The following is an 11,705-nucleotide window of genomic DNA, read 5'->3' as shown; positions in this document are numbered from 1 at the left end:
AAACCAATTCCTTCAACCGCCTCTTGGGCAATTTTCATCGAATTGATGCCAATGACTTGCCCTGCCATATTAATTAAAGCACCACCGCTATTCCCTGGGTTGATGGCTGCATCGGTCTGTAATACCTCAGACTGCCAGTCGACTACACCGTCTTGATTGATATCGACCGGAATCGTCCGCTTTAAGCCAGAAATAATCCCTTGGGTAACCGATCCGGAAAAGGTCGCCCCGAGTGGATTTCCGACTGCAATGACCGGTTCACCCATTTTCAAACTATCCGAATTTCCAAATTCCGCTACCTTTTTAATCTTGCTAGCATCGATTTCAAGCACCGCTAAGTCGGTCCAAACATCGCTGCCTAACAGTTTTGCTGGGATCTTCGTCCCATCCTCCAAACTCACTTCTAGCTTGGTAGCCCCTTCTACTACGTGATGGTTGCTGACAACGTAGGCCTTGCCGCCTTCTTTCTTATAAATGACCCCTGATCCAGTCCCAGCTTCTTGCTCCGTTTGTTCCGTATTATCGGACCAAAAGCTTGAGGACTGAATATTGTTGATGCCGACAACTGCTGCACCTGTTTTATCGACTGCTTTGGTTGTATCTGAATTCACATCATAAGAGATTTGCCGTTGAATGGCACTTTGCTGTGTTTGGTTGGTCGATTCAGTAGAATTATTTTGATTTGTCGTAATTTGATACGGCAGGAGCCCTTGATCAGATAAGGTAGGGATCGCAAGAACAACTATGACAGCACCAATAATGGCACCAGCTAAGCTCGCGAAAAAGACCCCACCCTTTTTCCCCTTTTGCTCTTTATAGCGCGCCTGTGAATGATCATCATAATAACCCATATACTCCCATTCCTCTCTTTCGAAAAGATGCTATCTGTTATTTTGGCTTATAATAACAATTATACTCATTCTTCCTTAAATTACTAAATTTTTTCCTCCCCTTACAAAAAACTTACGAAATTGTTCATAAATTTTTCATAAAGGCCATTAAGCTTGCCTGTTGATTTTCGCTTCTGCGGGGTCTCCCTTGACCTGCTTTTCCCGTAGGAGACTCGTGCCTGAGCCCTCAAAAAAAGACGGGAGTGGTACTAAATCTCCACTCCCGTCTTGCTTGTCCTATATTGCTGTTAAAATCGTCGGTGTTTTTGGGTCTGTATCATACAGATCGAACTTTTCTCCAACAATCAGCCCCTGGCCTTCTAGGGTTTGCGCTACTGCCATCTTGGCTAAGTCCTTCATGTTATTATCAAGACTTAAATGAGCAAGATACACCCGCTTCGTATTGTCACCAATCACGTCACTCATTGCCAGTGCTGCATCCTCGTTGGAAACATGGCCAAGATCACTTAAAATTCGTCGTTTGATGTTCCAAGGGTACCGACCCATACGAAGCATTTGCACATCATGATTGGATTCAAAGATATACACATCCGCATTCGAGATCGTCCCCTTCATCCGGTCACTCACATAGCCTGTATCTGTAATCAGGACAAGCTTCTTGCCGGATGCATGGAACACGTAAAACATGGGCTCAGCCGCATCATGTGAGACGCCAAAGGATTCAATATCGACTGAACCAAAACTCTTCACTGTCTCCATATTAAAAACAAACTTCTGCTCAGTAGGGATCGCTCCGACTGAAGATTCCATCGCGCGCCACGTTTTTTCATTTGCAAAAACAGGCAAATGATATTTTCTGGCTAGAACGCCAATTCCTTTAATGTGATCACTGTGTTCATGCGTAACAAAAATGCCAGACAGCTTACTGATATCACGATCTATTTGTCCAAAAAGTGACTCCATCTGCTTTCCGCTAAAGCCCGCATCCACTAAGAAGGAATGCTCATCAGACTCTACATATAGGGCATTCCCTGTACTCCCACTTGCTAGGATGCTATATCGTAATGACATGTCCATTTCACTCCACTTTACTAGTTTCATCTGCATTAAACTGAATAATTTGCCCTTCAAAGGCATTTACATACAGGCTTTCCTTATCATCGACTATAAAACGCCAGGTCGGGGCGAGCACTTGGGATGCAGCTAAACCAACCAGGGTTGAATAGCCAATCTCCACTTTTGTGATCTTACTTTTCGGCTTCAACACGCCCTTTTGATGCAAGGTTTCAATAGCCTTTAACGGCTCGAGGATTTCTTCCTTTTCCGTTAATTTTTCAATGCCCTCTAAATAGGTTTGTTGATAAGAAATGATTTGATTGTCTGCATTAACCGTAAAGATGATCATTCCGTTTATATTTTGGTACAACGGGAAGTTCTCATAATGTTGAAAATAAGTGATCGTATTTTTTTTATCATTTTTCTCCCCGAATTGATAATGCTCACCGTAAAGAATATTTTCCTTAATAAAGGAAGCTAATTCTGATGGTTCAAATTTGGAATTTAGCTGCAGGGGCTTATCGAGTGTGACCTCCAAAGTTGGATCAGTCTCTTGCAATAAAGCGGTTTGACCCTTCAGTTTTGCAGTTTCTGCCTTCGTAAAAAACTTAGGTTTGGCAGTTAGGTACTGATTTTTTATCGGTGCCTTTGGGAGTTCCTTATACTCGATTTCATCCGCTTTCAGTTTTTCTTCAAAAGAGGCCGCTGTGTTGATCTCGTATTTATTGGCGTCACGGATTTTCATAAATTGAAATAAAAGATACACATCTAATATCAAAAACGTCACAATAAAAATGGTTTTAATTTTACTCCAATCCATTCATCGAACCCCCTAGATCATCCATCGTAATTTGGCCCCATGTTTTATTGTAACGGTAGAACCAAGTCGGTTCGAGAAGAATCAATTGATTTCCCTCCAAATCCCGTCCCATGCGATAGCCTAAGGTCAGTTCTTCAAGTAGCTCAGGATTAAATTTCTCTTTCGTTTGTAAATACTCTAATACTTCATGTCCAGATGGACGTGTAACCTTATGCATCTCTGTGGTGATTGGCAGTTTTAAAGCAATATTCGGCCGGACGTACATATTAATATCATCCTGACCCCAAACCTCACTAATTTCCGATAATCCGCTGTCATTATAAACTGGATAGCCCTCCATGCTATATAAGCGAAAGGTAACGGAGCGGTTATATTCACTTTTCGATACAAATCGATATGAATCGGTCCAACCCCCATGCTCATTAACAAAATCAATACTTCTTTTCACTAACTCATAGGAACTGTCAAGATAGTTATCCTCGACTGTTGGATTCACATAGCGAAGGATATTCGTCTCGTAGTTGACCGTCATTTTACTAGAATCGCTTGTATACTCTTCCCCCTGTGGTAAAGAGCTTTTCTGAACAAAACTTGGGTCATTGAAGAGAGCTGCTTTGAATTCATCGGAATTTAGGGTAACAGGCAAATATTTATATGTCATCATCTCTGTTTCATTTTCCGGAAGAAAAAGTGTCCGTTTATCCGATACCTTATAAGCAAAGTAGGCAGGATACTTATTTGCATTTTTATAAAAATCATGATTGAACTCCGTCAAGTTCGTGGTCGTTATATGACTCATATAAACCTGCTGATTTTCAGAGGAAACGAAGTAGACAACGCCCTTTTCCTTTTCCGCATCCTCCACATTAATAATGATCCGATTGAAGTTGAAGGAGGGGATCTTTTTTCCTTCAATGGTTAATACACTACGATATAATTCAATTGGAACCTCACCAGGGAAAATAATTTCTACATTTCCACTTTGATGGAGTAATTCCTCGACATTTTCCACTTTATCCGTATAATTTTTCATATCGAAGATGGTCCAGCGACCCATTTCCTTAACCAACTTTTCGAGTTCGCTTGTATTATTCGTTCCATAATGCTGCCCTTTTATATGAAACAAGGCTTGATCTGGTCGAACAATTTTCTGAACCTCTTGTTTTTCATTAACGGTAACCTCGGCCACATAATTTCCTTTTTCCATCGGGGCGTAATGGGGCTGATATGTCCAAAGATTCCAGGTTAACAGGATACTAACCATGACTAATATCGTTAAAATTGCTGATTTAATATTTTCGTATCTCATGACCATTCATCCTCTTCAGAACGCTCGTATGGTAGTGTAAAAGAAATTTTCGTCCCTTTCCCTTCCTCACTTGTTACCCAAATCGCTCCGCCATGAGCATTGACCATTTCTTTTGCAATCGCCAGTCCCAGTCCCGTCCCACCCAATTTTCGGGTTCTCGCTTTATCGACACGGTAGAATCGATCAAATATCTTCCCAATATTCTCTTTCGGAATCCCCACGCCTTGATCGGATACACTAACAATAATCTTGTCATCCTTTTCTTTAATAGAGAAGGTTACTTGTCCGCCTTCAGGGGAATACTTCAAGGCATTAGAAATAATATTGTATAAAACCTGTGTCATTTTATCTTCATCAATTTCCACAAAGATGGCGTGTTTAGGGAGTTTTCGTTTGAATGATAGATTCTGTTCCTTTGTCATCTCAAACCGATCAATGATTCGATCATAAAAATCAACGAAATTTACCCACTCGATGGTCAATTTGTAGTCGGTACTATCCATTTTGGATAGTTGAAGCAAGTCATTCACAAGGCGAATCATTCTTTCCGTCTCTGTCCGAGTAACCTCTAAGAAGTTAGGCGCGATTTCTGCATCCTGCCATGCCCCATCAGCAAGAGCCTCTAAATAACTGCGCATGGTCGTAAGTGGGGTCCGTAATTCATGAGAGACGTTGGCAACAAATTCCCTTCGTTCCACATCTATTTTTTCTTGCTCGGTAATATCATGTAGGACAGCGATTAAACCATTAACAAAGCCTGTTTCTTTTTGGATGACCGAAAAGTTCGCCCTTAGGATATAGCGCTCCTTTTTCGTACTATAATCTAATATTAATGAATCTTTTTCTTCTAGTAGGTCTTCAAAAGTATTGGTATCATCTAAATCCAATAAGGAAACAATTGGCTGGGAAAGGACTGTTTCACGTGAAACATTCAGCATCGCAGCTGCGGGCTCATTAATTAAAATTACCCGACCTTTCCGGTCTGTCGCAATCACGCCATCTGTCATATATGACAGAACGGAGGATAGTTTTCTTCTTTCCCCTTCCGTCATGGCCTGCGCTTCTTGGAGCTTTTTCGTTAAATTGTTAAAGGTGACAGCCAATGTACCAATTTCATCATAGCCATACACCTTAACCTTTCGAGAAAAATTCCCTTTCGCCATCGCTAAGGCCTGTTTTTTCATGTCGGCAATCGGCCTAGCAATTGTCTGAGCTAACAGAATCCCCAACACCGCTGTGATCGATAATGCAATCGCCGTTCCGGTTGCAAAAATCCCATTAATGGTTTTCATTTGGGCAAACACATTTTCAATTTTGGCCACTAAGAAAATAGCACCAATTACCTTTTTACCCGATTTAATGGGCGTAGAAAGAACCCAAATTCGATGTCCAGTTGACTGATCGATTCTTATCACACTTTGATCCTCTTCTAAAACCATTGCTTGCTTCACCTGGAGCTCGGTTGACCTTTGTCCAACCACACCCTGATTACTAGGATTGGAGGTACCCAGTATTTTTAGCGATCGATTATCGATGACACTAACTTCTGAAATATCTCCGGCATCAAAATCCTTCAGAATCTTCTTTAAATCTTCCTCAAGTGTGGGATCCTCAGGCGTTCTTTCCTTTTGCATTTCCTCAACAATATTGTAGGCAAGTAAATCTACCCGTTGTTTAATCGAGGTCTGAAAGTTAGACCGCAATGTTTCTTCTAATTGCTTAACAAAGTAGACACCGATTATTTGCATGGCCACCAATATTAACAGGACATAAATGATGACAAATTTCACATGGATTGACCGAAAGAAACCAACCTTTTTCATTTAGTCAATTACTCCTGTTCAGGATTCCGCAAATAATAGCCAACCCCACGGCGTGTAACAATCCACGTTGGATGACTAGGGCTATCCTCAATTTTTTCACGCAAGCGTCGGACCGTTACGTCAACTGTCCGTACATCTCCGAAATAATCGTAACCCCAAACCGTCTGTAGTAGGTGTTCTCTTGTCATGACTTGCCCAATATGCTGCGCCAAATAATAGAGTAGCTCAAACTCACGGTGAGTTAGTTCAATCGTTTCACCACGTTTTGAAACAACATAGGCATCCGGATGGATCACAAGTGAACCCACTTCAATTTCATTTGTTTCATTTTCATCATCTGACTGAGCTTGGATCTGATTATGGCGACGTAGGTTGGCCTTCACACGGGCAATTAATTCCCTTGTACTAAACGGTTTCGTCACATAATCATCAGCCCCAAGTTCAAGACCGAGAACTTTATCAATTTCCGAATCTTTTGCAGTTAGCATAATGATTGGCATATCGTATTTCTTACGGACTTCGCGGCATACTTCCATTCCATCACGTAACGGCAACATAATATCTAGGAGGATTAAGTCTGGTTGAACTTCATCTACCATTTGGAGTGCTTCGTTTCCATCGTAGGCACAATAGACAGCATATCCTTCTTTTTTTAAGTTAAATTGTAAAATATCTGCAATCGGTTTTTCATCGTCAACAACGAGAATTTTCTTTTCCATATCATTGCTCCTTTTCGTCCATTCATTTTATCTATTTTAATAAAACCCATTTGAAGTCACATCTTTACCACTTTACTTTACCATTATATTATCCGTAATTCACCTATAAGTAGCATTTGGCAGTGAAAAGTACTTAGGACCTATCACGATTTTCTGCACTTTAAAAATGAAAGGTCCCTAGTACGAAAGACTAGAGACCTTAAAACATTATTTTAAATATGAAAGTGGGTTGACCAAGCCGCCATTTTTATAAACTTCAAAATGGAGGTGAACCCCTGTTGCATCACCGGTAGCCCCCATGATTCCAATTGCTGAACCTTTTGAAACTGTTTGGCCTACACTTACATTAAGCGATGACATATGAGCGTATAATGTACGGAAACCATTTTGGTGGTCAATGATAATTCTATTACCATATCCGCCACCCCAGCCAGCAGAGACTACCACACCATTATCAGCTGCTTTTATGGTTTTATTACTCGGTCTAGCAATGTCAATTCCCTTATGCATTTTGTTCCAACGAATTCCTTGCTTACTTGAAACATAACCACCTACCGTTGGCCAAGCAAAATTTCCTTCACCGCGTGACGGAATAACCTTTGTGCCTTTGACAACAATGTGCTTCACCGGTTGCTGGAGGATTTGCTCACTTGTCTGTTCCTTCTTAACCGTGACACCATTTTGTTCTGAGGTGGCATACGTTACGAAACGAGATCCATTTTGACCTTGTTGTTTTTCTGTCATCTCACCCTTTGGAAGCGAGGAATCTTCTACTACTTCTTCGGCATAAGGAATTTCTTCCTGCTGATTCACTTCTTTATCAACAATTACTTCAATATACGGCTTAAGGGCCGTCACATTGATTTCTTCACCAATTTTCAACATAGAATCTTCAGTTAAGCCTGGATTAAGGGCGAGGAGATCGGCCGTTTTCAATCCATGATTATTGGCAATCGTTCCGAGTACGTCACCCTCTTGAACAGCATATTTCTTTTCTTCTATTGTGCCCTTTTGTAAAAATGATACAGCGTCATCTGCAGACATAATTTTTTCTGGTGCAATATTTTTTGGTTCAATTGAAACGTTTTTCGATAGGCGAACGTCTAATATACGAGACTGATTTTGAGCAAGGGCTGGTAAAGGTTCATTTCCCTTCGTTTTTCTTGCCTCAAGCTCATTCAATTGTTCCTCTGACACATATTGCAGTTTCAACTTCTTGATTACATCTTCTGCTGTAGCGTCTTGATCAAGATACACAACAGGTGTACCATCAATCATAATGGCAGCGGCCTCTGCCTGAATTTCGAATGTATTTTTAATCGTTTGAATGGTTTCCGAGTTGTTAGCTGTTGACTGGAATACCTGCTCTGGTATGAACTGAACCTGCTGACCAATTTTAAAATCGATACCATTGAGGGATTTTTTGGCTGTGCTGGCCTTTTCATCAATTAGATTATTAACTATAGTTTTATCGGTGACATTTCCTATATATGTACCATTTAGATAGACATGATAAACGGTGGTTAAATTTGATGATGTAGCAAGCGCAACTGGGCCATTACTAAAGGCAATAACGGATGCAGCCAAAGTAGTGAATACAGTTGTCTTTAACAGCAAGAACTTTTTTGTCTTTGTTTTTTTATTCGAGAATAACATTTTTTCCTCCTAAACCACGGTAAAACCCTTATAACTTGAACTTATCCACGTAAAGAATTTTCCAGAATTTTAGACCTCTTTTACTTTAACATAGTTTTATTTGAAAAGTTTCATAGTCTTTATAATGTAACAAAAATGTATAAAAGCTGACATTTTTCTACATTTACTTGAAATATGCTAGGAAATCTATCGTGTTTTATTTTTTAAAAAGTGAGGAAAATTCCTTATGATATCAAGGTTTCTTATAGTTATAGAGTAGTAGATTTGATTAATAGGGCATAGGACAAACTATCGGGGATATCCACAAAAAAGTAAGCGTTTTATTACAATTAGGTTACAACGTATTCATGTATAACGAAAAAAAAGGAAACTTACAAAATGTAAGCTTCCTTTTTGGGATGGCTCAGGACGGAATCGAACCGCCGACACAAGGATTTTCAGTCCTTTGCTCTACCGACTGAGCTACTGAGCCATTCAACATGGCGGTCTGGACGGGACTCGAACCCGCGACCTCCTGCGTGACAGGCAGGCATTCTAACCAACTGAACTACCAGACCAAACTATAAATTGATCGCCAGCAAGGAAACCGTCCTTGCCAGTTACTTACTGACAATCAAAAGCCATGACCCCTACGGGATTCGAACCCGTGTTACCTCCGTGAAAGGGAGGTGTCTTAACCACTTGACCAAGGGGCCATATAAATGTAAATGGTGAGCCATGAAGGACTCGAACCTTCGACCCTCTGATTAAAAGTCAGATGCTCTACCAACTGAGCTAATGGCTCGTACAAGTTTGTTTCTCGGTGTCGTATTGTGACGACGCTTTTTATAATAGCATGGATATTATCAAGAACGCAATACTTTTTTTAAAAAAATTTAAAAAGAGTAAAGCCCTCACATCAGGAGGGCTTCCTTATCATGATTATACTTGTCTCCAAGGGCTGCGAACTACATTTGTTTGATTACGATCAGGACCAACTGAGAAGGTAGTTAATGGCACTCCTGTCAGCTGGGTTACTCGCTCAACATAATGACGGGCATTAATAGGCAGTTCATCCAATGTTTTTACTCCAGTAATGTCCTCAGTCCAACCAGGTAGTTCCTCATAAATCGGTTCACATTGAGATAGAATTCTTAAGTTTGCTGGATACTCAGTTATTACTTCATCCTTGTAGCGATAAGCTGTACAAATCTTTAATGTTTCAATGCCTGTTAAGACATCGATCGAGTTAAGTGACAAGTCTGTTAGCCCACTAACACGACGGGCATGTCGGACAACGACACTGTCGAACCATCCAACACGACGTGGACGACCTGTTGTGGTTCCGTACTCACGGCCAACTTCTCGAATTTGATTTCCAATTTCATCATTCAACTCCGTTGGGAAGGGACCGTCTCCCACACGTGAAGTATAGGCCTTACAAACACCTACAACATGAGTAATCTTCGATGGCCCTACACCAGAACCAATTGTTACGCCGCCGGCAACAGGGTTAGAGGAGGTGACAAATGGGTATGTGCCTTGATCAATATCTAACATAACCCCTTGTGCACCTTCGAATAAAACACGTTTACCATCATCTAAGGCATCATTCAAGACAACGGAAGTGTCGCAAACATAGTGCGCAATTTGTTGTCCATATTCGAAGTACTCATCGAGAATATGGTCCTTCGTAAATCCAGTTGTTTCATATATACGTTCAAATAAACGATTCTTTTCTGCCAAGTTTTGCTCTAATTTTTCCTCGAAAATTTCTCGGTCAAGTAGGTCCGCAATCCGAATCCCTACACGAGCTGCTTTATCCATATAGGCAGGACCAATTCCTTTTTTCGTTGTCCCGATCTTATTGTCGCCTTTTCTTAATTCTTCCACTTCATCTAACTTTAAGTGGTAAGGAAGAATAACATGGGCACGATTACTGATCCGTAAATTCTCGGTTGTAACGCCCTTTTCGTGCAAATAAGCTAGTTCCTGTACAAGCGCTTTAGGATCGACAACCATCCCATTGCCAATCACACTAATTTTTTCTTTATTAAAAATCCCTGAAGGAATTAAATGTAATTTGTAGGTTTCTCCGTTAAATTTGATGGTATGGCCAGCATTGTTACCACCTTGATATCGTGCGATTACTTCTGCATTTTCAGAAAGGAAATCTGTAATTTTCCCCTTTCCTTCGTCCCCCCATTGCGTTCCAACAACGACTACTGATGACATATAAGGCACCTCCAAATTAAATGCGCTTTTCTAATTTCCATACACAAGTTTATCAATTTTTATAGGTAAAAGCAAACAAAACCCGAACGATTTATATAAAAATATATTAATATGTTCGTAAAATATAATTATTGCAATCATTGAATATAGCAACTTGAAAATTTTGAAATTTTTTCATAAGATATAAATATAGTTTCTTACGATAATAAATTGGAGGTGGCATATGGTTATTAAGCATCGGCAAAAATCATTGGTGATAAAGTTGATGAGCTTTCTTCATGCTCGAATGATTTTACCAGAAAAAGAAGTTAATAATTATTTGAATCTAGTAAAGGGATTTGAAGGAGAACAAAAAAGTGACACTTGGTTAGAGGAACTGTCCAAGGATTACCTTATCGTTCATGATTTATTGCTTGAATATAACCATTCTAAATTTCAAATTGATACGTTACTAATTGCGTACGAAAAAATTTATCTATTGGATGTGAAAAATTATGAAGGTGACTACTGTGCTGAAGGGGATAAATGGAATAAGTTGACTCCTAAAAAAGAAATAAAAAATCCGTTACATCAATTAGATCGTTGTGAAACCTTACTTCGAGCATTGCTTACAAACCTTGGTTATCGTTATCCAATTGAATCATATCTAATATTCATTAACCCCGAGTTCCACTTATATCAAACCACAATTAATCCATCTATTATTTTTCCAACACAACTTAACCGCTTTTTGAAAAAGTTAAATGAACGGCCATCAAAATCGAATAAACGGCAATTCAATCTAGCTGAACAATTAATATCTCTCCATACCATCGAGTCACCATACCCGTACTTACCTGCATACGATTATGATCAACTTGAAAAGGGACCTCTATGTTCAAAGTGCTTTTCCATTTTTACTGAGATGAAGGGCTTGAAGTTGGTGTGCGGTCATTGTGGCTGTCAAGAGGAGGTGGAATCTGCTGTGGTAAGAAGTGTCGATGAATTCATGCTACTATTTCCTGATCGGAAAATTACTACGAAAGGGATTCATGAGTGGTGTCACATTGTTAAGTCTGAAAAGACGATTAGAAGAGTTCTTAAAAAGAACTATAAACGAATTGGCTCCAGTATCTCATCAAATTATGTTTCTAGAAAAGATTAGATCTGAAATACTACTAATATTTTTGATACCCGTTGAATTCTTTTCTTCGCGGGTATTTTTGTTTTGACTAGTTACCGCCTTTTCTTTTTTCCTGTCTTCTCGGGCATTAGTCA

The 11,705-nt window shown here is 39.8% G+C and carries 9 protein-coding genes and 4 tRNA genes; 1 reads left to right on the top strand and 12 read right to left on the bottom strand.

The features are described 5' to 3' along the window. The 12 genes from TY15_RS21930 to TY15_RS21875 all read right to left on the bottom strand — a co-directional run. Positions 1 to 851, bottom strand: an 851-nt coding sequence (locus TY15_RS21930) for a S1C family serine protease (RefSeq protein ID WP_042375570.1), incomplete at its 3' end; no start/stop codon positions are given. Between the two features lie 276 nt (positions 852 to 1,127). After that, entirely contained in the window at positions 1,128 to 1,922 is a 795-nt protein-coding gene (locus tag TY15_RS21925; protein WP_040206877.1) for an MBL fold metallo-hydrolase, read from the bottom strand. 7 nt (positions 1,923 to 1,929) lie between these two features. After that, on the bottom strand, positions 1,930 to 2,727 hold the full coding sequence (locus tag TY15_RS21920) for a two-component system regulatory protein YycI (protein WP_040206721.1): 798 nt from the start codon (positions 2,725 to 2,727) through the stop codon (positions 1,930 to 1,932). Next, positions 2,714 to 4,036, bottom strand: a complete 1,323-nt coding sequence (locus TY15_RS21915) for a YycH family regulatory protein (protein WP_040206720.1) — start codon at positions 4,034 to 4,036, stop codon at positions 2,714 to 2,716. The genes TY15_RS21920 and TY15_RS21915 overlap by 14 nt, the downstream gene beginning before the upstream one ends. Further along, positions 4,033 to 5,859, bottom strand: a complete 1,827-nt coding sequence (gene walK, locus TY15_RS21910) for a cell wall metabolism sensor histidine kinase WalK (protein WP_040206719.1) — start codon at positions 5,857 to 5,859, stop codon at positions 4,033 to 4,035. Before walK ends, TY15_RS21915 begins: the two co-directional genes overlap by 4 nt. 8 nt (positions 5,860 to 5,867) lie before the next feature. Next, positions 5,868 to 6,578, bottom strand: a complete 711-nt coding sequence (gene yycF / locus TY15_RS21905; protein WP_040206716.1) for a response regulator YycF — start codon at positions 6,576 to 6,578, stop codon at positions 5,868 to 5,870. Positions 6,579 to 6,785: 207 nt separating this feature from the next. Then, positions 6,786 to 8,234: a M23 family metallopeptidase gene (locus TY15_RS21900; protein WP_040206714.1), complete on the bottom strand. Its 1,449-nt coding sequence runs from the start codon at positions 8,232 to 8,234 to the stop codon at positions 6,786 to 6,788. Between the two features lie 399 nt (positions 8,235 to 8,633). Continuing rightward, a tRNA-Phe gene (locus tag TY15_RS21895) sits at positions 8,634 to 8,706 on the bottom strand. 8 nt (positions 8,707 to 8,714) lie between these two features. Beyond that, positions 8,715 to 8,791: transfer RNA gene (locus TY15_RS21890), tRNA-Asp, on the bottom strand. A gap of 66 nt (positions 8,792 to 8,857) precedes the next feature. Further along, a tRNA-Glu gene (locus TY15_RS21885) sits at positions 8,858 to 8,929 on the bottom strand. A 13-nt stretch (positions 8,930 to 8,942) separates the two neighbouring features. Next, positions 8,943 to 9,018, bottom strand: a tRNA-Lys gene (locus tag TY15_RS21880). A gap of 137 nt (positions 9,019 to 9,155) precedes the next feature. Beyond that, positions 9,156 to 10,448, bottom strand: a complete 1,293-nt coding sequence (locus TY15_RS21875; protein ID WP_040206712.1) for an adenylosuccinate synthase — start codon at positions 10,446 to 10,448, stop codon at positions 9,156 to 9,158. A 223-nt stretch (positions 10,449 to 10,671) separates the two neighbouring features. Here TY15_RS21875 and TY15_RS21870 point away from each other — a divergent pair, with 223 nt between their 5' ends. Then, a complete protein-coding gene (locus TY15_RS21870; RefSeq protein ID WP_040206711.1) occupies positions 10,672 to 11,592 on the top strand; it encodes a nuclease-related domain-containing protein in 921 nt (306 codons plus the stop codon). Positions 11,593 to 11,705: the final 113 nt, after the last annotated feature.

The organism is Neobacillus jeddahensis (assembly GCF_000612625.1).
In the GTDB taxonomy this organism is placed as follows: domain Bacteria; phylum Bacillota; class Bacilli; order Bacillales; family Cytobacillaceae; genus Neobacillus; species Neobacillus jeddahensis.
This window is presented reverse-complemented; position numbering and strand designations above follow the sequence as displayed.

Bases quoted from the DNA above. Each gene is read 5' to 3' on its own strand.
- TY15_RS21925 (WP_040206877.1), bottom strand. From the start codon at position 1,922: ATGTCATTACGATATAGCATCCTAGCAAGTGGGAGTACAGGGAATGCC.
- TY15_RS21920 (WP_040206721.1), bottom strand. From the start codon at position 2,727: ATGGATTGGAGTAAAATTAAAACCATTTTTATTGTGACGTTTTTGATA.
- TY15_RS21915 (WP_040206720.1), bottom strand. From the start codon at position 4,036: ATGAGATACGAAAATATTAAATCAGCAATTTTAACGATATTAGTCATG.
- walK (WP_040206719.1), bottom strand. From the start codon at position 5,859: ATGAAAAAGGTTGGTTTCTTTCGGTCAATCCATGTGAAATTTGTCATC.
- yycF (WP_040206716.1), bottom strand. From the start codon at position 6,578: ATGGAAAAGAAAATTCTCGTTGTTGACGATGAAAAACCGATTGCAGAT.
- TY15_RS21900 (WP_040206714.1), bottom strand. From the start codon at position 8,234: ATGTTATTCTCGAATAAAAAAACAAAGACAAAAAAGTTCTTGCTGTTA.
- TY15_RS21875 (WP_040206712.1), bottom strand. From the start codon at position 10,448: ATGTCATCAGTAGTCGTTGTTGGAACGCAATGGGGGGACGAAGGAAAG.
- TY15_RS21870 (WP_040206711.1), top strand. From the start codon at position 10,672: ATGGTTATTAAGCATCGGCAAAAATCATTGGTGATAAAGTTGATGAGC.